Origin of the sequence: Flavobacterium hydatis (genome assembly GCF_000737695.1) — a bacterium.
Classification (GTDB): Bacteria; Bacteroidota; Bacteroidia; order Flavobacteriales; family Flavobacteriaceae; genus Flavobacterium; species Flavobacterium hydatis.
This window is the reverse complement of the sequence record NZ_JPRM01000066.1, coordinates 1-21,893: the sequence shown is the minus strand read 5'-3', so window position 1 is coordinate 21,893 and position 21,893 is coordinate 1. Positions and strand designations below refer to the sequence as shown.

The 21,893-nt window shown below is 29.8% G+C and carries 21 protein-coding genes and 1 tRNA gene; 16 read left to right on the top strand and 6 right to left on the bottom strand.

What is annotated here, in order from left to right:
- Positions 1-88: 88 nt before the first annotated feature.
- Positions 89-325, bottom strand: a complete 237-nt coding sequence (locus IW20_RS24885; protein ID WP_035628967.1) for a hypothetical protein — start codon at positions 323-325, stop codon at positions 89-91.
- 367 nt (positions 326-692) lie between these two features.
- Here IW20_RS24885 and IW20_RS24880 point away from each other — a divergent pair, with 367 nt between their 5' ends.
- The 12 genes from IW20_RS24880 (at position 693) to IW20_RS24825 (ending at position 10,959) form a co-directional block, all read left to right on the top strand.
- Positions 693-1,019: an ArsR/SmtB family transcription factor gene (locus IW20_RS24880; protein WP_035628965.1), complete on the top strand. Its 327-nt coding sequence runs from the start codon at positions 693-695 to the stop codon at positions 1,017-1,019.
- Entirely contained in the window at positions 1,009-1,509 is a 501-nt protein-coding gene (locus tag IW20_RS24875; RefSeq protein WP_035628963.1) for an SRPBCC family protein, read from the top strand. Before IW20_RS24880 ends, IW20_RS24875 begins: the two co-directional genes overlap by 11 nt.
- Before the next feature lie 350 nt (positions 1,510-1,859).
- On the top strand, positions 1,860-2,210 hold the full coding sequence (locus tag IW20_RS24870) for a hypothetical protein (protein ID WP_123869573.1): 351 nt from the start codon (positions 1,860-1,862) through the stop codon (positions 2,208-2,210).
- Positions 2,211-2,733: 523 nt separating this feature from the next.
- Positions 2,734-3,183, top strand: coding sequence for a GNAT family N-acetyltransferase (locus IW20_RS24865; RefSeq protein ID WP_081912564.1), 450 nt, complete (start codon positions 2,734-2,736; stop codon positions 3,181-3,183).
- A 120-nt stretch (positions 3,184-3,303) separates the two neighbouring features.
- Positions 3,304-4,161, top strand: a complete 858-nt coding sequence (locus tag IW20_RS24860) for an EamA family transporter (protein WP_035628959.1) — start codon at positions 3,304-3,306, stop codon at positions 4,159-4,161.
- Between the two features lie 9 nt (positions 4,162-4,170).
- Positions 4,171-4,665 (top strand): DNA-deoxyinosine glycosylase, encoded by a 495-nt coding sequence (locus tag IW20_RS24855; RefSeq protein WP_035628956.1) that lies wholly within the window; start codon positions 4,171-4,173, stop codon positions 4,663-4,665.
- 75 nt (positions 4,666-4,740) lie between these two features.
- Positions 4,741-5,310: a pentapeptide repeat-containing protein gene (locus tag IW20_RS24850; RefSeq protein ID WP_035628953.1), complete on the top strand. Its 570-nt coding sequence runs from the start codon at positions 4,741-4,743 to the stop codon at positions 5,308-5,310.
- Between the two features lie 708 nt (positions 5,311-6,018).
- Positions 6,019-6,543 carry a GNAT family N-acetyltransferase gene (locus IW20_RS24845; protein WP_035628950.1) on the top strand — a complete coding sequence of 175 codons (525 nt, stop codon included), beginning with the start codon at positions 6,019-6,021 and terminating at the stop codon, positions 6,541-6,543.
- 769 nt (positions 6,544-7,312) lie between these two features.
- Entirely contained in the window at positions 7,313-8,074 is a 762-nt protein-coding gene (locus tag IW20_RS24840; protein WP_035628947.1) for an MlaE family ABC transporter permease, read from the top strand.
- A 1-nt stretch (position 8,075) separates the two neighbouring features.
- Positions 8,076-8,852 (top strand): ABC transporter ATP-binding protein, encoded by a 777-nt coding sequence (locus IW20_RS24835; RefSeq protein WP_035628945.1) that lies wholly within the window; start codon positions 8,076-8,078, stop codon positions 8,850-8,852.
- Positions 8,853-8,872: 20 nt separating this feature from the next.
- Positions 8,873-9,673, top strand: coding sequence for an MlaD family protein (locus IW20_RS24830; RefSeq protein ID WP_035628942.1), 801 nt, complete (start codon positions 8,873-8,875; stop codon positions 9,671-9,673).
- Positions 9,674-9,759: 86 nt separating this feature from the next.
- Positions 9,760-10,959: an NAD(P)/FAD-dependent oxidoreductase gene (locus IW20_RS24825; protein WP_035628940.1), complete on the top strand. Its 1,200-nt coding sequence runs from the start codon at positions 9,760-9,762 to the stop codon at positions 10,957-10,959.
- A 61-nt stretch (positions 10,960-11,020) separates the two neighbouring features.
- On the opposite strand, the gene IW20_RS24820 is transcribed toward IW20_RS24825, so the two are convergent.
- Both IW20_RS24820 and IW20_RS24815 read right to left on the bottom strand, forming a co-directional pair.
- Complete coding sequence (locus tag IW20_RS24820; RefSeq protein WP_035628938.1) at positions 11,021-12,040, bottom strand: helix-turn-helix domain-containing protein; 1,020 nt, start codon at positions 12,038-12,040, stop codon at positions 11,021-11,023.
- Positions 12,041-13,390: 1,350 nt separating this feature from the next.
- Entirely contained in the window at positions 13,391-15,511 is a 2,121-nt protein-coding gene (locus IW20_RS24815; protein ID WP_035628937.1) for a glutamine--tRNA ligase/YqeY domain fusion protein, read from the bottom strand.
- Positions 15,512-15,629: 118 nt separating this feature from the next.
- Here IW20_RS24815 and folB point away from each other — a divergent pair, with 118 nt between their 5' ends.
- A complete protein-coding gene (gene folB, locus IW20_RS24810; protein WP_035628935.1) occupies positions 15,630-15,992 on the top strand; it encodes a dihydroneopterin aldolase in 363 nt (120 codons plus the stop codon).
- Positions 15,993-16,093: 101 nt separating this feature from the next.
- Positions 16,094-16,164, top strand: a tRNA-Cys gene (locus tag IW20_RS26500).
- A 305-nt stretch (positions 16,165-16,469) separates the two neighbouring features.
- Here IW20_RS26500 and IW20_RS24805 read toward each other — a convergent pair.
- From IW20_RS24805 to rnr, 3 genes are read right to left on the bottom strand one after another with little or no spacing between them, the layout of a single operon-like run.
- Complete coding sequence (locus IW20_RS24805; protein ID WP_035628931.1) at positions 16,470-17,147, bottom strand: LysE family translocator; 678 nt, start codon at positions 17,145-17,147, stop codon at positions 16,470-16,472.
- 17 nt (positions 17,148-17,164) lie between these two features.
- Positions 17,165-17,836, bottom strand: a complete 672-nt coding sequence (locus tag IW20_RS24800; RefSeq protein ID WP_035628929.1) for a head GIN domain-containing protein — start codon at positions 17,834-17,836, stop codon at positions 17,165-17,167.
- 25 nt (positions 17,837-17,861) lie between these two features.
- Complete coding sequence (gene rnr, locus IW20_RS24795) at positions 17,862-20,042, bottom strand: ribonuclease R (RefSeq protein ID WP_035628926.1); 2,181 nt, start codon at positions 20,040-20,042, stop codon at positions 17,862-17,864.
- A 166-nt stretch (positions 20,043-20,208) separates the two neighbouring features.
- Here rnr and IW20_RS24790 point away from each other — a divergent pair, with 166 nt between their 5' ends.
- Positions 20,209-20,442, top strand: a complete 234-nt coding sequence (locus tag IW20_RS24790) for a putative signal transducing protein (protein WP_035628923.1) — start codon at positions 20,209-20,211, stop codon at positions 20,440-20,442.
- Positions 20,443-21,206: 764 nt separating this feature from the next.
- The gene (gene rpiB, locus IW20_RS24785; RefSeq protein WP_035628920.1) at positions 21,207-21,638 is read left to right on the top strand and encodes a ribose 5-phosphate isomerase B; all 432 of its coding nucleotides are present in this window, start codon (positions 21,207-21,209) and stop codon (positions 21,636-21,638) included.
- The last annotated feature ends 255 nt before the right edge of the window (positions 21,639-21,893 follow it).

Here is a 21,893-nt window from a genome sequence, read left to right as displayed (position 1 = left end):
TAATGTGTATTATTCTGAGAAAGAAGTTAGGAAATAAAAAACCTCGACTTTTTTAAAATCGAGGTTTAATAAAAATATGATGTGTGACTTATTCTACATCCAAATAAGGATTTAAAATTTCGGCTAATTCATTGAGCCAATAAAAGCTGTTTTCTAGATTGATTGTTTCGTTCTGCAGGTTTTGTTCTCTCATTGCTCCTAAAGCAAGTAGATAATTTGCTTGCCTTATAACCTTGGCCATGCCTTTTGGGTCTATTGTATTGCTAAAAAAATTCATGAGCCTTGTTTTGGCTTCTTCTGAAAGGTTGTTTGTGTTTGTACTCATAACTCGACATTTTAGTGAATATAAAACCCAAGTTGCTAAGGTGTACCACACTTTTAAGAGCAGTTTATTGTTTCCAATATTTTCACCAAACCACAAGGGCAAATCTTATTTCGTTCTTAAGGTCGTAGTTTAAGAGTGCCAAATATAAGAATAAAATTCTTACTTAAAGTAAACTTCCTCATTCCTTTTCAAACTTAATAAATAATCTTGCTAAGCCGCGAAGACGCAAAAAAACAGCCTTAAAACTCTGTTTATTAATGGATTCAAAATACTGTTTCTAAAAAATAACTGTTAAATAAATTGCGAAACCAAATAGTTGCACGTATATTTGCAACTGATTGGTTTCGCAATTCAAATTTTAATAATTATGAGACGAGATATTTTTCAGGCAATTGCCGACCCAACAAGGCGATCTATTATTTCCTTACTTGCCATACAAGCAATGACTCCTAATGCCATTGCGGAGAACTTTGATACTAGCCGACAATCTGTTTCTAAACACCTTCGTATTCTTACTGAATGCGAACTTGTAAAACAGGAACAACAAGGCAGAGAAATTTATTATTCACTTGAAATTGAAAAAATGAAAGAAATTGATAAATGGTTAATCCAATTCAGGGAGATTTGGAAAACCAAGTTTAACCAACTTGATGATGTACTATTAACACTTAAAAACGAGAAAAATGAAAACTAATTTGCAATTTGATTTTACCGTTGACAAAGCCATAAAAACGGTATTTATAAACAGAGAATTTGATGCTGAACTTCCGCTAGTTTGGGATGCGTTTACTAAAGCTGAAATTCTGGATCAATGGGTTGCGCCAAAACCTTGGTCGTCTAGAACAAAACATATGAATTTTGAAGTTGGCGGACGTCGATTTTATGCTATGGTAAGTCCTGAAGGATTGGAGCGTTGGTCAGTTCAGGAATATACATCTATTACTCCTAAGACGAATTTTAAAATGTACAATACTTTTGCCGATAAAGACGAAAATAAGGAAATACCTGGTTCTGATTGGGATTATACTTTTAGCGAACAAAACGGCTTAACAAAAGTGAGTATCATTATTGTGAATGAATCTCTTGAACGTTTAGAAAGAATGATTGAAATGGGCTTTAAAGAAGGCTTTACAATGTCTATCGATAACTTAGAAAAAGTATTGGAAACGTTATCTAAAAAATAATTTATAGATAAAGTAAACTCTCCTGTTTGTCAATTTCGACGAAGGAGAAATCTCTATAAGTGGCTCGACAATGATTGTGGAGTTTCTCGCGAAGATTTCTCCTTCGTCGAAATGACAAAATTACGAGAAAGTTTTTGCTACGATTCTAAAAATAAGTACTTTTAGAACTTTTATATACTTCTGAAAAGTTTCAAATAACACAGATTATAAAATTATACCTAACAGATTTTAAAAACCTGTTAGGATAATAACACAGAATATTAATTAGGATGTAAAAAATATACCTACAAGGTAAAAAAAAACCTTGCAGGATTAGAGTTTTAATCTCATTTTTCTAAACGATAATGCAAATGAAAAAAAAGAATATAATAATAATTGTTTTTATAGGTGTAGCTCTATTTATATTTCTAAACACATTTTTTAAGTCTAGAGAAGAATATAGGAATAATTATAATTTTGTAATAACCAAAATTGAAAAATCTCCAACAAAAACATTAATATTTTATAATAATAAAGAAAAGATTACTCTTTGGAACTATATAATTACTGATTACGAAGAAGTTGAAGTAGGAGATTTATTGTCTAAAAAAGAATGTTCTAAATACTTATATATCTATAGAAAAAATGACCTAGGCGTATATTCTTTACATTTAAAAGTTAATCCTATTGGCCTTTTTCCTTTTGGATGGTTTTGCAATTAATAAGTGTGTCATATTCTACTAAAAGTTTGGGTGTGTAAAGATTTATTTTTCCTGTTAGGATAATAACACAGAATATTATGGGGTGTAAAAAATATAACTACAAGGTTAAAAAAACCTTGCAGGACTAGAATTCCTGCTAAAACATATATTTATTAGTTAATCACAATTCATAAAATTATAGCTTCCTATTCTAAATCCCAATCTTTTAAAAAAGGTGATAGAATTACTATTCTTCCCTCCTAGCCCCGATGGAAACGGCATCCTTTTTCTTGTTATCCTGACGGAGGAAGGATTACGAGAAAAAGATATAGTGTACAGCGGGACTCATGCTGCTATTAACTAAACAATTGTTCTGCTCCTAAAAAATAGAATCCTTAATTGCTTTATAATTGTATTGATTTACCGATAGGTTATTGCTTTTGGCATTAATAAAACTTAAAATTTTCTTATTGATTTTGAATATATGTAGTCAACTACGTATATTTGCATATAAATTATTTTTTGACAGCATAAATCAATTAAAATGGAGAATAAATCTAATCAAACTTTGACCAATATAATCAAGACGGAATTAATCGATAATCAGGACCAAATAGATCTTGCATTCTTTATACGAAGACAAGTTTTTGTTGAAGAACAACATGTGTCAGTAGAACGCGAATCGATGGATGATAATGAATCGGTTCATTATTTGGCTACTTACAATGACTTGCCTGCTGGTGCTGCAAGGTATAGAAAAACCGAAAAAGGAACTAAAATAGAGCGCATCGCGGTATTAAAAAACTACAGAGGAAAAGGCATTGGCGAAGCAATTTTGCTTAAAATCCTGGATGATGTAAAAGCAGAAGAAAAAATATACTTACACGCTCAGGTTGTTGCGAAACAATTTTATATAAAAAATGGTTTTAAGGTAACCGATAATTATTTTGTAGATGCAGGAATCGATCATGTCGAAATGGATTTTATAAAATAAACCTGATTTTCAACTAAATATAAAGCCTTCTAAAACATCTGTTTTTGAAGGCTTTTTTAATTAAAATAGAAGTAAATTTGAAAGCGAATAATTTCGTCGAAAATAAACCAGAAAAAATATATGTTATTTTTAATATTAAGTATTTTATGTAGTGTAAGTGTTGGTGTTTTATTTAAAATAGCACGAAAATACGATACTAATAATACCCAAATCGTTGCTTACAATTACATCTTTGCTTTGGTGCTTTGCTATATATCTTTTAGTCCAGATATTACTGCAATTACTGCTGCTGCGCCATGGAATCTTTATATTGTGATTGGGGTTTTATTGCCTTCTATATTCCTATTTTTAGCACTGTCTATAAAACATATGGGAATTGTAAAAACGGATGCTGCTCAGCGCCTTTCGCTATTTATCCCAATTCTTGCTGCTTGGTTACTATTTAAAGAAGAATTTAATATTCTTAAAATCACTGCGCTTTTAATTGGTTTTCCTGCCCTGTTGCTTATCCTGAATAAACCTGCTGATAAGAATACTAATAAATGGATTTATCCTGCCATTGTATTATTAGGTTTTGGCGTAATTGATATTCTTTTTAAACAAATAGCAACTCATACTGATCTTCCTTACACTACTTCATTGTTTGCAATTTTTGCAATATCAATGACAATTATGATTGTAGTTGTTCTGTACCAAACGCTTATTAAGAAAGTAAAACTAAGTGCTAGAAATATTCTTTTTGGCGGATTAATTGGTATTCTTAATTTTGGTAATATTCTTTTTTACCTAAAAGCACATAAAGAATTTGCCGAAAATCCGTCGACTGTTTTTGCGGGAATGAATATGGGCGTAATCATTATTGGGAGTCTTACTGGGATTTTAGTCTTTAAAGAAAAACAGACTAAGCTTAATTATCTTGGTATTTTTCTGGCTCTGATAGCGATTGTTTTAATTGTGATTTCTCAGAATAGTAAATAAACCCAAATCATGGAAAGTCATTCTTTTGATCCTATATCGTCACCAAATGCTACAGTACTGATTCTGGGAACTATGCCCGGAATAAAATCTTTGGAATTAGGGCAATATTATGGTCATAAACAAAATAACTTTTGGAAAATAGTATGTACCGTTTTTAAAGAAGATTTCACAGATGTTTATGATGCTAAAAAAGAAATCTTGTTAAAAAACAATATCGCATTATGGGATGTTTTAAAATACTGTGATAGAGTTGGAAGCCTTGATAGTGCCATTAAAAATGAAATAACAAATGATTTTGATGCTTTCTTAGTTCAACATCCTAACATTAAATCTATCTTGTTTAATGGGCAAAAAGCTGCTGCATTTTTTAAAAAAAATATCAAAATAAGTGACGATTACAAACTAATTACGCTTCCGTCTACAAGTCCTGCAAATGCAAGTAAGTCGTTTGAATCTAAACTAGATGAATGGAAAGTCATTTTAGAATTACAGCCGAAAATTTAAAACACAAATCATGAATTCTACAATAAATATTTTTGTTTATTTGTAGCTCAATTTACTTCTTCCTTTATAATTAGCATGACAGAATATTTCCTTGATATTGAATATAAAGACATCACTTACAATAAAGATGATGCAAATTTCAAGGATTTTGAATCTTGTACTTTTACCAATTGTAATTTTTCTGCCTGCACCTTTTTAGCCGTTACTTTTATTGATTGCATTTTTAATAATTGCACGTTTAGCGAAGCCAAAATAAACTATGTCGCTTTTAGAACTGTTACATTTAATGATTGCGAAATAAAAGATGTAAATTTTGCTATGTGCGACAAACTCATATTCGAAGTAAATTTTAATAATTGTATTTTAGATTTTTCTAAGTTTTATACTTTAAAGATTAAAGGAACTTCGTTTACCGATTGTAGTTTAGTTGCTGTCGATTTTATGGCAAGCGATATTACAAATGTTATTTTTGACAATTGCGACTTATACCGTGCCGAATTTGATAAGGCTATTGCTAACAAAACCGACTTTAAAACCAGTTATAATTATACTCTGGATCCATCAAGAGTAAAACTCAAAAAAGCTGTTTTTGCCTTGAAAGAAGTAAAAGGATTGCTTTTTAAACATGATATTATAGTCAGTTAAACAGACTATGAATCGCCAATTTTAAAACTTAATATCCTTTGCGTAAATCTTTGTGAACTTTGCGGTTATATTTTTGCCACAGATTAAAGGATTAAAAAGATTAAAAAAAATTAGCCTCGACCCGAGCCTGAAAGTGCGAACAGGCGAAGCAATTACTCGAATTAGCACAAATTAAAAACTTTGTGACCTTTGCGTAAAGCTTTGCGTCCTTTGCGGTTATTTTTTTTAGCCACAAACCACAATCTTGTCACCCTGACGTAGGAAGGGTCTCATCAAGTAGCTCAGCAAACATTATGGAGTTTCTCGCGAAGATTTCTCTTTCATCGAAATGACAAAATTGGAGAGTTTCTTTGTGACCTTTGCGTAAAGCTTTGCGTCCTTTGCGGTTATTTTTTTTAGCCACAAACCACAATCTTGTCACCCTGACGTAGGAAGGGTCTCATCAAGTAGCTCAGCAAACATTATGGAGTTTCTCGCGAAGATTTCTCTTTCATCGAAATGACAAAATTGGAGAGTTTCTTTGCGCCCTTTGCGTAAACCTTTGCGCCCTTTGCGGTTAATTTTTTAGCCACAGATTAAAGGATTTTAAAACTTTGCGAACTTTGCGTAAATCTTTGTGAACTTTACGGTTAAATAAATCAGCATCCTTTGACAAACAATTAAAAATTATATATTTACTTTTTTAATACTAATAAACCGTTTTAGATTATGAATAACCAAGAATATACCATCCGAAATGCTAAAGCAAATGAATTTGAAGAAATCGGAAAATTAATGGTTCTGGTTTATTCGCAATTAGAAGGTTTTCCTAAAGAATCTGAGCAACCTAATTACTATAAAATGCTTGCTAATATTGGTGATTTAACTACTAATCCCGATACAGAACTTTTGGTTGCTGTTTCTTCTGAAAACAAAATAGTTGGTGGTGTAGTTTATTTTGGTGATATGCAATATTATGGGTCTGGCGGAATTGCTACTAAAGAACAAAATACTTCTGGTTTCCGATTATTAGCAGTAGATCCCATGACTCGAGATCAAGGAATTGGCAAACTATTGATTAATGATTGCATACAGAAAGCTAAAGACAAAAAACAACATCAGCTAATTATTCATTCGACCAAAGCAATGCAAACAGCTTGGAAAATGTACGAACGATTGGGTTTTAAAAGATCAGAGGATTTGGATTTTATGCAAGGCGAACTTCCTGTTTTTGGTTTTAGATTATTGTTTTAAACACAAAAACAAGTACGCTAAATTCCTTTAATATAGAATACTTAAAAAAACTTATATTTTCTTAAATGTCTTATATGGTTTAAGAAAAAATGAAACATATAAGTTATGTAATTGCATTTAAGTGTAGTTCATCAAAACTTATATTTCCTTAAATGACTTATATGGTTTAAGAAAAAATGAAACATATAAGTTATGTAATTACATTTAAGCGTAGTTCATCAAAACTTATATTTCCTTAAATGACTTATATGGTTAAAGAAACAACAAAACATATAAGTTATGTAATTGCATTTAAACGTAGTTCATCAAAACTTATATTTTCTTAAATGGCTTATATGGTTTAAGAAAAAATGAAACATATAAGTTATGTAAGTGCATTTAAACGTAGTTCATCAAAACTTATATTTCTTCTTTGGCAATAGTCAATAAATATTTAGTTTATAGGATTTAATATTCCTTTTTCCGTTTTTATAATATCTATTTACATCATTATTCCTCAATCGATGCGAATTATATAATCTTTAGTAAAAGTTATATAATGAATTTTGTATGTAAAATACTGACCTTTATCATTACAGTTATTCTTATAACTTTTTACAAATCAAACATTTAAAAATATTCCAAAATAGTTTGATACTCAGAATTATACCGTTTTTTAGAAAAATATAAATTACCTTTAGATAAGTATTTTTTTACAGACTCAGGATTTTATATTTTTTTAATACGCATTCCGATTATAAAATGATTGTTCAACAACTAAAAATATACTATGCCCCTTTTCTACTTAAAAGACACTTTTACAGATATTGGTGATGTAACGCTTTTTACCAAAAAGTTTTTCAAGGAGGTTTTTATTCCTCCCTACGAAACCAAGGAATTCTTTAGGCAATGTTATCTTATAGGCTATAAATCTCTCCCATTGGTAGCTATAACAGGCTTCATAATGGGATTAGTACTTACACTGCAAACAAGACCTACATTGGCCACATTTGGTGCAGAATCTTGGTTACCCGGCATGGTTGCCTTATCATTAATTCGAGAAATTGCTCCTGTAATTACAGCATTAATTTGTGCAGGAAAAATTTCGTCAGGAATTGGAGCCGAACTTGGCTCGATGAAGGTAACTGAGCAAATAGACGCCATGGAAGTAGCCGCCATAAATCCGTTTAAATATCTGGTTGTCACTCGTATTCTGGCCACAACTCTAATGGTTCCTATATTGGTAATCTTTGCCGATGCAATAGGAATTTTAGGTGGTTATGCCGGAATTACAATTCACAGCGATGTAAACGCTTACCGTTATATGTCGCAAGTTTTTGAATCCTTAGACTTTATAGACATTTTTCCTGCCACTGTAAAAACTTTTTTCTTTGGCTTTTTTATAGGAATGATAGGTTGTTATAAAGGTTTTAATGCCGCAAATGGAACCGAAAGTGTTGGTAAAGCAGCAAACTCAGCAGTAGTTACAGCGTCGCTTACCATTTTTATTATAGATATGCTCGCAGTACAAATCACTGATTTATTTTTTTAATATGAAATCTGAACAAGAAAATATAGTACAAACAGTTACTCCTAATAAAAAAACTCCTGTAATCGAGATTAAAGATTTGCATAAATCTTTTGGCGATAATGATGTTTTAAAAGGAGTAAATCTTACTGTAAATAAAGGCGAAGACTTAGTGATTTTAGGGAGATCTGGCGAAGGAAAATCAATCACTATAAAATGTATTGTAGGATTGGTCATTCCGGAGAAAGGAAATATAAGTGTTCTGGGCGAAGAAATAATTGGATTAAAAAGAGCAGAACTCAATAAGATAAGAGTCAAAATAGGATTTCTTTTCCAAAGTGGAGCTTTATACGATTCGATGTCCGTAAGAGAAAATTTAGAATTTACTTTAAAAAGACATACTAAGGAATTATCCTTTCAGGAAATAGAAATCGAAGTTATGGATGTTCTCGAAAGTGTTGGCCTTGCTGATGCTGTGGATAAAATGCCTTCTGAATTATCTGGCGGTATGCGAAAACGAATTGGTCTTGCCCGCACATTAATCCTTAAACCCGAAATTATTTTATATGATGAACCTACTACGGGACTAGACACAATTACATCTAAAGAAATAAGTGAACTAATATTAGATATTAAGAAAAAACGCAAAACAACCTCGATAATTATTACTCATGATATGTCCTGTGCCAAGCTAACTGCAGATAGAATCATGATATTAAAAGATGGTGTAATACATGCGGAAGGGAAATACGAAGAATTAGAAAAAAGTGAAGACGAATGGGTAAGATCATTCTTTATATAAACATTTAATTATACAAAATTATGAATAAGGAATCTGGATATAAATGGAAACTAGGAATGTTTGTAACAATAGGCTTAATCCTTTTTATGGTAACTATTTACTTTATTGGGAAACAACAAAATCTATTTGGTTCGACATTTCATATAACATCAACTTTTAAAACCGTAAGTGGTTTACAAGTCGGAAACAATGTACGCTTTTCAGGAATTAACATTGGTACTGTCGAAGAAATACAATTAATAAACGATTCTTCGGTAGTTGTAAAACTGGTTATAAAAGAAGAAGTAAAGCAGTTTATAAAGACTGATGCCAGAGCTAGTATTGGCTCTGAAGGATTAATGGGCGACAAAGTTCTTACTATTTCTCCTGGCAATAAATCTAATAAAATTATTGCTAATAATGGTAAAATAGTCTCTATAGACGCTGTAGAAATGGATGACATTATGAAAAGCGTAAAGAAAAGTGTTGATAATGCTGGTATAATATCTGAAGAACTTGCCATTTTTACCCATAATATGAATAATGGCAACGGAGCTTTATCTAGATTAATGACTGACCCTAAACTTGCAAATACGCTAACAAAGACAATTACTAATCTAGAAAGTGGCACACAAGGATTTAGTCAGAACATGGAAGCTGCCAAAAGTAATTTCTTGTTTAGAGGGTATTACAAAAAACAGGAAAAGGAGAAAGAAAAAGAACAAGAGGAAGCTGATAAAAAAGCAAAAGAAGAACATGAAAAATTAGAGAAGGAGAAAAAAGAGAAAGAGAAGGAAAAAGAGAAAAAAGAAGAAGATATAAAAGAAAAAACGAAACAATAATCTATAAAGAAAAGTTCTACTTTAACTTCTAATCAAATTGTTTGTTCTAAAAACAGTAATCAAATGATTATCGAAAAGATAAAATTATGAAACTACGTTCGACAGAAACTTTTTGGCCTATAAAAAATGCTATGGACACAAGTTATCCATCGTTGGATGCTGATATTACTACGCCCATTCTGATTATTGGCGGAGGAATTACTGGAGCTTTAATAGCCTATAAATTGCTTTCAGAAGGAAAGAAAGTTGTTCTTGTAGATAAACGTGATATATGTAACGGTAGTACCGCTGCAAGCACGGCATTATTGCAATATGAAATTGATATTTCATTACATGAGTTAATAGAAAAAAGAGGTTTTGATTGTGCTGTTTCTAGTTATAAAAATTGCGAAAAAGCAATCTTTGATCTCAAAAAAATTGTAGATACTATAAAAAGTGATTGTCAATTTGAGTTTAAAAAGAGTATCTATTTTTGTTCTTTTAAAAAAGACATTCCGTTTTTACAAAGAGAACTTAAAGCTCGAAAAGAGAATGGATTTAAAGTAAAGTGGCTTGAAGAAATTGATTTAAAGAAGCAAGGTTTAAACGCTTTTGCCGCGATAGAATCAGAATCAGGAGCAATAATGGATCCGTACAGACTCGCACATGACCTACTTAAATATTGCAAACAAAAAGGAATGCAAATCTTTGACCGAACCAATATTACTGAATTTCAATATCAAAAAGAAAAGATAATCGCCATAACAGAAAACGGATTTGCAATTACAGCCGAAGATATAATACATTGTAGTGGTTATGAAAGTACCGAAACTCTTACTGAAAAAGTGGTAGATTTAAAAAGTACTTACGCTTTGGCATCCGAAAGTTTTATAGAAATACCCGAGGTTTTTAAAAATGCTATTTACTGGAATACATCTGAACCTTATTTATATTTTAGAGGAACATCAGATAATCGAATTATAATGGGCGGTGGCGATGAAGAATTTCACAACGCCGAAAAAAGAGATAAATTATTACACAGAAAAGAAACCTATCTTTTAAAACAATTCCAGAAATGTTTTCCTAATATAAATTATAAACTAGATTATTCCTGGGCTGGGACATTTGGAGAAACCCAGGATGCTCTACCCTATTTTGGCAAACCAAATCCCAGAAAAAATGAACATTATGTTTTAGGATTTGGTGGTAACGGAATTACCTTTAGTGTTATGGCAATGAATTCTATTATGGCATCATTAAATGATTCTCAACATCCAGATTTAGAATTTTATAAGTTCAACAGGTAACCTAAAACAAAAAAACAGCTTTATAAAAAACTGTTTTTTTATTTGATAAATCAAAAATATATTAGGCTGTTTTAGCTATCGAGTTCTGATTGTATTTATAATCTTTTGGACTACAATTATATTTTTGCTTAAATATCTTAGAGAAATAACTTCTGCTTGTAAAGCCTATAGAATAAACAATCTCCGAAATATTTAAATCCGATGTTCTAATTAAACACTCCGCTTTTTCAATTCTCATAAAAGTTATAAAGTCATTCACCGTTCGGTTATGTACTAGTTTAAATCCTTCCTGTAATTTATTTGGTGATAATCCTGTTTTTTGAGCCAAAAACTTAATGGTAAATTGTTCAGAAGGAAAATTCATAATGAAATTTGAAATTCTTTTAATTTCATCAATCTGCTTTAAAGTAAGACAAGTAATGGCTTGGGATATTTTAGTAAAACTATCAGTATGTTGCTCAATTTCCATTGCTAAAATAATTTGCAAAATTCCTTTCTTAAGCAAATTACGAACAATTCCCGTCTGAGTTATACCATTAAACTCCTCGATTTTTTCGGTAATCTTAAAATTCTGGAATCTAATATCTAAGTAATTCTCTCTCTTATTTAAAAAGGTGTTTTTTAATTTATTTATTAAATCATCATTATGTGCATTAGTAGTCAAGCTAATACCAACTCCTATTATAGAAAATTTGATTGGAACATTTTTTTCGAAGTATAAAATGCTATTAATACTAGTTGTACTTTTTAGAACTCCTGAATTATATTTCTTAAGACTCTTTTTATCTCCACTTATTCCAAAACTATGCTTAAGGACACCCTCAGAACAATAAACAAATAAAATGGGAGAAGTCTTAAAAGATTCCATACTCAGCATTACATCATCAGAAAAAACAAGCTCAAATTGCATGTACGTCATTCCTTCCTGAAATGCTATACCTTCAATATCTCCTTTTACAAAATCTGATTCTAGGGCTAAATTATATTCTTCATTATTCAAAGTCAATGTACCTTTAAGACTTTCTTTTAATTCATTAAAAACATCTTGTGCTTTACCGGCTTTTAGATATATATTTTTCATTTTAATAATTTTTTAAAATAATTCTTAATTCTTTTGAATGTTCAAAAAACAAACATTATAAATCTGCTTTAGTTCTTTCTTGATACATTCAAATATCGTAATCTATTCAAAAACTAAAATTTGTATCAAAATAAAATTTTAAAGTTTCAAAAATAATTTTGTAATCATAGCCCACTCCATTTTTATTTTAAAATGAATAAATTCATTTTCTAAAAATTTACTTATTTGGCTTTTTATAAAAATAACACTTTCACGGACATTTTTGTGTTAACAACCCGTTAAACCATCTTAATTTTGACAAAAAATTAAATTAAAGCCCGTTATTGAATCTTTTTTAAGAAACCAATATTGGAGCTATTCAATTTCTGAAAACGTCTTAAAAACAATCTATGAAAGCTGTTTTTAATCTACAAAAACTATATAAATTTAAAAATCGATAATTAATATAAATAATAATAAAAACTATAACTAATAATATTTTACATAATTAAAATTGATACTTATTTTTCAGCTTATTTTACAACTAAAATTTTCTTAGCAGACAGATTTATATTTTAAAAAAAATTGAAATAATCTTAAAATTGAATTTTTGAAAATCAAAAGGTAAAATATTGGCAAATCAAAAAATTGAATTGATAAAAGGGTAAAAGCTATCAAAATTGGAAAGATTCTGCATTTATAAACATTTCAGCGTTAATAAGGACAAAATCACGCTAAAATTACACCTAAAACTAAAATAAAGAACGCTAATCAATTATTTTTACAAAACGAATAATAGAGTCGTCATAATTATAAAAACGTCTTAAAAACAATCTATGAAAGCTATTTTTAATCTATAAAAACTATACAAAATACAAAAATAATAATTAATATTAATAATAGATAAAATTATAAATAATATACATTATACATAATTAAAATTGATTATTAGTTTACTTCCATTTTCACAAAATGGTTTCTCTCAAACTAGAAATATTTTTTAGAAGAATTGAAATGATTTCAAAATATGAAATTTTAAAATCAGAAATGTAAAACAGTCACTACCCAAAAATTTCATTTGAAATCTGGCAAAAAACATCAGAATTGAAAAGATCTTGTACTTATAAACATTTGGATGTTAACAACGACAAAATCATCTTGAAATTAAGTCTAAAATTAAAATAAAGAACGATAATTAATTATTTTTATAAAAACGATAACTATATTGACTGATTATTAAAAACGCCTTAAAATCAATTTATGAAGGTCTATTTTAATCTAATAAATCTATAAAATTTCAATTTTAGATAGAAAATATAAATAATAAAAAAAGCGCTTATAAAAAGCGCTTTTTGATAACTAAAATTGATATTATTTTTTTAACATTTCTTCCAAAAGTTCTTTTTCTCTATCGGAAGCATTTTTTGGAGGATTTGAATTTAATTTTTGAATTTCTTCTTCAAACTGTTTTATAAAATCAGAATCTGATTCTTTATCTCTTAAATTCAAAAGTGCTTTCGAACGAACATAAGTTGATTCACTTCGTAAAGACATTGTATAAAACTTTTTGATTTCTTCAGCATCAAAATCAGAAGATTTTAAATTTGAAAATTTCAAAAGAAAATTAGCAAACAATAAAGAACTCTTATTATTATTGATATTCTTTTTGAAAGAATTTTGTAATAATGAGAAACTAGAAATGTTTTTGATGCTCTCCCCTATTGCATTTTCAATAGCTAAACGTTCTGGTTTAGTCTCAACTTTAAAATATTTATTGATATCTTTTAAAGAATTATTAATGCTATTTTCTTCTTTTTTACCTTTTTCTTCCCAAGCATCTTTAAGTCCAACGGTTTTGTTAAATACTAATTTTGAAGCAGTTGAATCTTTATCAACAGTAAAATAACCTAAACGTTGAAACTGAAATTTATCTTCATTTTGAGCTGTAGCTAAACTTGGTTCAACAAATCCTGTAACAATTTCTAGTGAATTTGGGTTTACAAAATCTAAGAAATTTTTCTCTTTATGACTATCCGGAGCTTCATCTATAAACAAACGATCGTACAAACGAACTTCTGCTTCTACAGCATGTGCAATCGAAACCCAATGTAAGGTTCCAGACACTTTGCGTTGGCTAGCTTCACTTCCACTTCCGCTTAAAGAATCTGTATCATAAGTAACATGAATTTCGGTAATATTACCTTCAGCATCTTTTATAACACTTTCTCCTTTAATGATATAAGCATTTTTAAGACGTACTTCTTTTCCTAATGTTAAACGGAAAAATTTAGCAGGAGCTTCTTCTAAAAAGTCTTCTCTTTCTATATATAATTCTCTTGAAAATGGTACTTTTCTGAATCCAGCTGTATCATCTTCTTGATTATTTTCTGCGTCAAGCAACTCTTCTTTACCTTCAGGATAATTAGTAATTACCAATTTTACTGGATCTAAAACAGCCATTACACGAGGTGCAATTTTGTTTAAATCTTCACGAATACAAAACTCTAAAACGGATACATTTATTAAGTTATCACGTTTTGCAATACCTGTAGAATTAGCAAAATTACGTAAAGAAGCAGCTGTATAACCACGTCTTCTTAATCCAGAAATAGTAGACATTCTTGGATCATCCCAACCGTTAACATGTTGTTCTTTAACTAATTGCTGTAACTTTCTTTTACTTACAACGGTATGCGAAAGATTACGTCTTGCAAATTCTCTTTGCTTAGGACGTAGTTTATTTTCATCTATAATTTGATCTAAAAACCAATCGTATAATTCACGGTGAGGCAAAAATTCTAGTGTACAAAATGAATGTGAAATTTCTTCTAGATAATCACTTTGTCCATGTGCCCAATCGTACATTGGATAAATTTTCCAGGCATCTCCTGTTCTATGGTGATCCTTGTGTAAAATTCTGTACATGATAGGATCACGCATCAACATATTAGTTGATTTCATGTCTATTTTTGCACGAAGAATATGAGTTCCAGCCTCAAATTCTCCATTTCTCATTCTTTCGAATAAGTCTAAATTTTCTTCTACAGAACGATTTCTATATGGGCTATCTGTACCTGTTGTAGATGGTGTTCCTTTTTGAATAGCCATATCTTCAGATGATTGACTATCAACATATGCTTTATCTTTTTTAATTAATAAAACTGCCCAATCATATAATTGTTGAAAATAATCAGATGCATAACGTTCTTCTGACCAGGTATAACCCAACCATTCTACATCTTTTTTTATTGCATCTACAAATTCTTGTTCTTCTTTTTCTGGATTGGTATCATCAAAACGTAAATTCACAGGAGATTGATAATCAAGTCCTAATCCAAAATTTAAAGCAATAGAACTTGCATGACCAATATGTAAATAACCATTTGGTTCTGGTGGAAAACGAAAATGAAGTTTATTTTTTGATAGACCTGATTTTAAATCTTCTTCTATGATTTGTTCAATAAAATTGAGTGATTTCTCTTCTGATGCCATTATTTTATAGTAATTTTAGCAAAGATAAAAAAGTTTATAGTTTTCGGTTTACAGTTTACAGTTTTCTTTAGAAACTTGTCAGTAAATCTGAAACTTAGAACAAGAAATTAAAATTAAAATGGGAATTATTAAGCTAAAAAATATTCGTACCTTTTCTTACCACGGATGTTTAATTGAAGAAGGAAAAATTGGATCTGATTATGAAGTGAATTTAGAAATTCATGCCAATTTAAGAAAATCTGCCGAATCTGATCATCTTGGTGATACGGTAGATTATGTACATTTGAACAAAATTGTGGAAGAAGAAATGGCAATTAGATCAAAATTATTAGAACATGTTGCCAAAAGAATCATTACAAGAGTTCTAGATGAGATCCCAATGATAACAAAAACAATTGTAGAGGTTTCTAAAATAAATCCTCCTATTGGTGGTGATGTTGAGTCGGTTACAATTAGAATGAAAGAGACTAGAAAGAAATAATTAAAAGTCTAAAAATTTTCTTTGTAAAATTTTTAAAAATAGTTGGCTTTAAGTTTTTAAAATTTAAAGATTATAGTTACTTTTGCCATCCGTTCAACAATGGCGTCGTGGCCGAGCGGCTAGGCTGGGCTCTGCAAAAGCTCCTACTCCGGTTCGAATCCGGACGATGCCTCAAGAAGAGATACAGAAATGTATCTCTTTTTTTTTTGCTTAATTTTTAGAAAAAAAAGATAAAGATTATGTTCGAATCCGGACGATGCTTCAAAAAGAGATACAAAAATGTATCTCTTTTTTTTATGCTTAATTTTTCCTCAATATTGTCAGATGGAGCGAAGTCAAAATCTTATGAAGTTGTGTTATTATCTTTGTCAAAGTTTTGAGCTTTGACAAAGGTTACAGAAAATTACAAAGTTTTTAAACATAAAAAAACCTCTCGAAATGAGAGGTTTAAATCTATATTTTGTAGTTATTAACACATTACTTTTCTATCTTCTCGAAAGCATGTTTTACCATTTCTTTTTCTTTTGGAAACCATCCCTGAACAATTAAAACAAATCCAAAAATCATTAAAACAACGCTTATTCCTTTTTTAATTTTAAGAATATTTGATGGTGTCATTTTAGACTTTAATTGCTTAGCTAACACAATTTTAATACAATCTATAACTAAATAAGTTACTACAACTGTTACAAAAAATGTCATCATTCTAGAGGTTTGCATTTCTAGTTTTGGACCGATAGAAATAATTATCGCAACCCAAAAACCAAGAACTCCAATGTTTATAACATTAAGGAAAAAACCTTTTACAAAAAGACTTCCGTAATTTCTTTTGATGATATCACGGTCTATTTCTTCGTCGTTAATTTTCTCTTCTTTCTTAAGTTTTACAAACGAAATAATACCATATGCTAACATGATTATACCACCAAAAATAAAAAGAGCCGGTTTATCTTGTAAACTTTTAATTAATCTATAACTACCTAAATATGCGATAGCTATAAAGAAAATATCTCCAAGAATTACACCTAAATCAAAAACCAATGCTGCTCTAAAACCTTTGGTAATACTAGTTTCTAGTAATATAAAAAATACTGGGCCTACCATAAAGCTTAAAAATACTCCCCATGGAATCCCTGCTAAAATATCATTTATCATTAAAATACAATTTCGATTTATTCTTCTCTCTCTTCAATCTTACCGCCAAGAACAGTTTTTTGGTTAATTTGTTTTGGTTTACCATAGATGTAAATATAGCCTCCAGCGCTCACTTTTGCATCAACTAAGGTAGTAGCATAGATTTCGGCATTTCCTCCCGCAGAAACGTTTATAGTCGTTTGTGAGGTCTTTAATGTTCTTGCTCTAAGAAATCCTCCTGAACCTAAATTAGCAACTTGATTTGTAGCTTTTCCAGATACTTTTATAATTCCTCCTGAAACAGCTCTTACTTTGGCATTATCAACATCTAAAATTACATTGATTTCTCCTCCTTCTTTAGAATTTAAATCAATTGTTGTTTGTTTGAAAGTTTCTTTACTAGAAACAATACTTCCTTCGCTTACATCAATACTTTCTAAACGTTTGTAATAAAGCTGAATCGACATATCATTTCCTGACATAAGTTTAGGAAATGGCATTCTTAGTTTTAATTCTCCGTTTTTATTAACAACTTCTACTTCACTTTCTCTACTTCCTTTTATAACTATCTTGTTTTCTGAACCTTCAATTAAAGTAACACTCAATTTATCGAATACTTTTACTTTATCAAAATCTCCTAAACTTTTGGTTACTTGACCAAATGACATTTGTACAAATAAAATTGCAACTCCTATTAAAATCTTTTTCATTGTTTCCCTTTTTAATTTTTACTGTTTATTCTGCTCTTCTCAAAAAATGAAAATCTAATTGTTTTTTAACTAAATCAGCATTTTTTACTTTAACGTAAATCTCATCTCCTAATTGTAATATCTTATCCGAAGTAGCTCCAACAAGCGCATATTGTTTTTCATCAAAGGTGTAATAATCATCTTTTATCTCTCTGATTCTTACCATTCCTTCACATTTATTAGAAACAATTTCTACATAAATTCCCCACTCAGTAACTCCAGAAATAACACCCAAGAATTCTTCATCTCTATGATCTTGCATGTATTTAACCTGCATGTATTTAATACTATCACGCTCAGCATTTGTAGCTAAACCTTCCATATTCGAACAATGCAAACACTTTGTTTCGTATGTTTCTTCATCTACAGATTTTCCTCCGTCTAGATAATATTGCAATAATCTATGCACCATAACATCTGGATAACGACGTATTGGTGATGTAAAATGGCTATAATAATCAAAAGCTAAACCATAATGACCAATATTATCTGTCGAATATTTGGCTTTACTCATACTTCTAATAGCAAGAGTATCAATTAAGTTTTGCTCTTTTTTACCATTAACTTCTTCCATTAAAGCATTTAATGATTTAGAAATATCTCCTTTATTACGGAAATCTATCTTATAACCAAACTTAGCAATTACAGATTGCATTGCAATTAATTTGTCTTCATTTGGTTCATCATGAATTCTATAAACAAATGTTTTCTTTTGTTTACCAATGTATTCAGCAACTTTTCTATTTGCCAAAAGCATGAACTCTTCGATTAGATGATTGGCATCTTTAGAAACTTTAAAATAAACTCCCTCTGGTTCTCCTTCGGTATTCAAATCAAATTTAACTTCAACTTTATCAAAAGAAATAGCTCCATTTGCCATTCTTTTCTTTCTTAAAATCTTAGCTAATTCATCTAGTTTTAAAGTAGCATTTGTAATCTCATCCGAAACAACATATGAACTTCCTGTTATTGAAGTTTCTACAGGAATTGTACTGTCTTTTGTTTCAATGATATATTGTGCTTCTTCATAAGCAAATCGCTGATCTGAATATATTACTGTTCTACCAAACCATTGGTTAATAACTTGTGCATTTTCTGATACTTCAAAAACTGCCGAAAATGTATATTTCTCTTCATTAGGTCGTAATGAACATGCAAAGTTAGATAACACTTCTGGTAGCATTGGTACAACTCTATCTACTAAATATACTGATGTTGCACGCTGATAGGCTTCATCATCCAGGATTGTTCCTTCCTCAAGATAATACGAAACATCGGCAATATGTATTCCAATTTCATAATTACCATTCTCTAATTTCTTGAATGATAAGGCATCATCAAAATCTTTTGCATCTTTTGGATCTATTGTAAATGTAAGCGTATCACGCATATCACGACGCTTAGCAATTTCGCTTTCTTGTATAGATGTATCTATCTTTTGTGCATAAACCTCTACTTCTACAGGGAAATCTGATGGTAAACCGTATTCAGCCAGAATAGCATGAATCTCAGTATCGTGTTCTCCTGGTTTTCCTAAAACTTTAACTACTGATCCAAATGGACTATCAGCCCTTTTTGGCCAATCTTCTATCGTAACTAATACAACATCACCATTTTGAGCCTCTCCTATTTTATCCTTTGGAATAAAAATATCGGTATACATTTTAGGATTTGCAGTAGAAACAAAAGCAAAGTTGTTCTGAATGTCAATAACTCCAACAAAGTCAGTTTTATTTCTTTCTATTACTTCAATTACTTCACCTTCAGGACGTTTACCTTTTCTTCTATTATAAACGTAAACTTTTACTTTATCTTTATCTAGTGCACGATTTAAATTATTTGTAGGGATAAAAACATCTTCGGTAAAATCAGGACAAATAAAATAAGCTGTTTTACGACTTGTCATATCAATCGTACCTTCGTAATAATCCTGACTAATTGCTTTGATTAAATATTTACCTGGTTCTGATTCTACAATCTTTTTTTGTGAAGCCAGAATCTTTAAATCTTTTATAATTTGGTTGCGACTTTTAGTATCGTCTAGTTCGAGCTTCGCTCCTATTTGTTTGTAATTAAATGGTTTATTAGCATGTTGCGATAAAATTTTTATAATCTTACTTGAGAAATCTTTCTCATTCTTTATCGGTTTTCTAATTTTCTTACTCATATATCTTTTCTTATAAGGTTTAAAATTACAAAGAAGATATCAGATATTACTTTTTAGGGTACATTTTATTAAAAATATAACTTTCAAAGGAGGCTATTTATTGATTTTCAAAGGCTGTAAGTAATTTTTAGTAAGGCTCATTTTGTATCTTTACAAAAAGACCTTTATGCAAAGCTTTAAAACCATTGCTACATTCAATTATCTGCACGAAACAGTCGTTCTAAAACACTTACTAGAACAAGAAGACATTCCATACTATCTAGAGAACGAAATGACCTTATCGGTGGCTCCTTTCTATTCAGCAGCTTTGGGCGGAATCAAACTCAACGTTCATCCAGAGGATTTCGAAAGAGTTCAGGAAATTCTAGACAATCTCAATAATCCACTTTCAATCGTTTAAATTCAAATTCTCAATTTTTTTTTCTTTTCAATTTTTCAAAGTTGTCAACATATATTATATATTAAAAAAAGAAAAATTTAAATTTAATTAATTTTTGGTTGTTATTATAGTGTGTTAATATGTCATATAAATTTATTTTTAAAAGCATTGAAATGAAGTTTCTCTTAGTTATCTAGAGTTATTAACATAGTTATATTTTGTTAAAGGATTAATTTCTAAGACTTTTTAAACTTTAATTAACATTGGTTAACAACCTAAAATGAATTGGTTTTGTAGATAACTTCATATGTTGATATTTGTTGAAAATGTAGTTTTTGATATTGATAACTTTTCTAAAAATTCACCAAACTTTATTAGGTTATTAATTTCCAGTTTTGGATTAGGTTTTTTTATGACACAACCAAAAAAAACTTCTAATTTTCTTTCTGTAGTTATTAACAAAAGATGTTAATTTAAAGTTAACTGAATATCAACGAATTAGCTTTTGGTATTAACAATGTAAAATTTTAACAAAATATATGTTTATTTTTCATTGATTACTAGACACTTATAGGTTGTTAATAATGTTAATAAGTGTTAAGATTTTGATATAAAGTAAGTTATGTTTTAAGCTTTATCTCATACAAATTTCACCATTAAGTATGGATTACAAAAACTATGTTTTTAAAAGTTATTAAGGAATAATTAGTGAAAATTCGTAAAATTCGCGGCAACCATTTATTTATTGGTTAAATTTGCACTACACAACTTAATATAACGTAATAATGAAAATTTCAATAGGAAACGATCACGCAGGACCAGAATATAAAAAAGCAATTGTTGCTATGCTTAAAGCAAAAGGATATGAGGTAACTAATTATGGTACAGACTCTGAGGATTCTGTAGATTATCCAGATTTTGGACATCCAGTTGCTACAGATGTCTCTGAAGGTAAGGCTGATTTTGGAATTGTTATTTGCGGAAGCGGAAACGGAATTGCAATGACTGTTAATAAACACCCTAAAGTTAGAGCTGGTTTATGTTGGACTAAAGAAATTGCAGTTTTAACACGTTTGCACAACGATGCTAACATTATTAGTATTCCAGCACGTTTTACATCTGTTCCTCAAGCAGTTGAAATGGTAGAAGCTTTTTTAAATACTGAATTTGAAGGTGGAAGACATCAAAATAGAGTAAATAAGATTGCTTGTCAGTAAAAAAGTCAAAAAAACGGGTGCTACGCACCAATAAAATAGTAAGCCGGGCGGATTTTAAAATTCACCCGGCTTTTTTGTTTTAAATTTTTTGATTTAATTACTTGATAAATAACTACTTGTAGAGTTGTTAACAACGAAAAACAATATTATTTATTAATGGATTTTATACGTAAAACAACGCTTTTTAGATTGTGATTATCAAGGACAGTTCTAGTATAAAATTTTATTTAATTATTTGATAAATAGTATATTATG

Bases quoted from the DNA above. Each gene is read 5' to 3' on its own strand.
- IW20_RS24885 (WP_035628967.1), bottom strand. From the start codon at position 325: ATGAGTACAAACACAAACAACCTTTCAGAAGAAGCCAAAACAAGGCTC.
- IW20_RS24880 (WP_035628965.1), top strand. From the start codon at position 693: ATGAGACGAGATATTTTTCAGGCAATTGCCGACCCAACAAGGCGATCT.
- IW20_RS24875 (WP_035628963.1), top strand. From the start codon at position 1,009: ATGAAAACTAATTTGCAATTTGATTTTACCGTTGACAAAGCCATAAAA.
- IW20_RS24870 (WP_123869573.1), top strand. From the start codon at position 1,860: ATGAAAAAAAAGAATATAATAATAATTGTTTTTATAGGTGTAGCTCTA.
- IW20_RS24865 (WP_081912564.1), top strand. From the start codon at position 2,734: ATGGAGAATAAATCTAATCAAACTTTGACCAATATAATCAAGACGGAA.
- IW20_RS24860 (WP_035628959.1), top strand. From the start codon at position 3,304: ATGTTATTTTTAATATTAAGTATTTTATGTAGTGTAAGTGTTGGTGTT.
- IW20_RS24855 (WP_035628956.1), top strand. From the start codon at position 4,171: ATGGAAAGTCATTCTTTTGATCCTATATCGTCACCAAATGCTACAGTA.
- IW20_RS24850 (WP_035628953.1), top strand. From the start codon at position 4,741: ATGACAGAATATTTCCTTGATATTGAATATAAAGACATCACTTACAAT.
- IW20_RS24845 (WP_035628950.1), top strand. From the start codon at position 6,019: ATGAATAACCAAGAATATACCATCCGAAATGCTAAAGCAAATGAATTT.
- IW20_RS24840 (WP_035628947.1), top strand. From the start codon at position 7,313: ATGCCCCTTTTCTACTTAAAAGACACTTTTACAGATATTGGTGATGTA.
- IW20_RS24835 (WP_035628945.1), top strand. From the start codon at position 8,076: ATGAAATCTGAACAAGAAAATATAGTACAAACAGTTACTCCTAATAAA.
- IW20_RS24830 (WP_035628942.1), top strand. From the start codon at position 8,873: ATGAATAAGGAATCTGGATATAAATGGAAACTAGGAATGTTTGTAACA.
- IW20_RS24825 (WP_035628940.1), top strand. From the start codon at position 9,760: ATGAAACTACGTTCGACAGAAACTTTTTGGCCTATAAAAAATGCTATG.
- IW20_RS24820 (WP_035628938.1), bottom strand. From the start codon at position 12,040: ATGAAAAATATATATCTAAAAGCCGGTAAAGCACAAGATGTTTTTAAT.
- IW20_RS24815 (WP_035628937.1), bottom strand. From the start codon at position 15,511: ATGGCATCAGAAGAGAAATCACTCAATTTTATTGAACAAATCATAGAA.
- folB (WP_035628935.1), top strand. From the start codon at position 15,630: ATGGGAATTATTAAGCTAAAAAATATTCGTACCTTTTCTTACCACGGA.
- IW20_RS24805 (WP_035628931.1), bottom strand. From the start codon at position 17,147: ATGATAAATGATATTTTAGCAGGGATTCCATGGGGAGTATTTTTAAGC.
- IW20_RS24800 (WP_035628929.1), bottom strand. From the start codon at position 17,836: ATGAAAAAGATTTTAATAGGAGTTGCAATTTTATTTGTACAAATGTCA.
- rnr (WP_035628926.1), bottom strand. From the start codon at position 20,042: ATGAGTAAGAAAATTAGAAAACCGATAAAGAATGAGAAAGATTTCTCA.
- IW20_RS24790 (WP_035628923.1), top strand. From the start codon at position 20,209: ATGCAAAGCTTTAAAACCATTGCTACATTCAATTATCTGCACGAAACA.
- rpiB (WP_035628920.1), top strand. From the start codon at position 21,207: ATGAAAATTTCAATAGGAAACGATCACGCAGGACCAGAATATAAAAAA.